This window comes from Vibrio sp. T20 (assembly GCF_007858795.1).
Taxonomy (GTDB): domain Bacteria; phylum Pseudomonadota; class Gammaproteobacteria; order Enterobacterales; family Vibrionaceae; genus Vibrio; species Vibrio satsumensis.
The window spans coordinates 1-325 of the sequence record NZ_VFEB01000004.1 but is presented as its reverse complement, the minus strand read 5'-3'; the positions used below and the strand labels follow the sequence as shown (position 1 = coordinate 325).

The following is a 325-nucleotide window of genomic DNA, read 5'->3' as shown; positions in this document are numbered from 1 at the left end:
ATACCATCGCCAGCATAACAAGACCAACGCCTGGACCACCCGCTGTACCAACAGACGCTAATGTCGCCGTTAGAATAACCATTAGGTAGTCGCCCATCGTCAAGTCAATGTTGTATGCTTGCGCGATAAATGCAGTAGCCACACCCTGCATGATAGCTGTACCATCCATGTTTACAGTCGCACCTAGTGGTACTGTGAACGAAGCCACTTTATTATCTACGCCCATGCGGTTCTTCGCTGTTTCCATTGTAACTGGAATCGTTGCGTTCGAAGAGGCCGTTGAAAACGCAAACATGATCGCATCTTCCATCTTACGTAAGAATGT

Annotated in this window: 1 protein-coding gene; it reads right to left on the bottom strand. The window is 47.7% G+C overall.

Translation table 11 applies throughout. The features are described 5' to 3' along the window. Positions 1-325: dicarboxylate/amino acid:cation symporter (locus FTW16_RS00060; RefSeq protein WP_146489655.1), on the bottom strand; the 325-nt coding region annotated here is incomplete at both ends.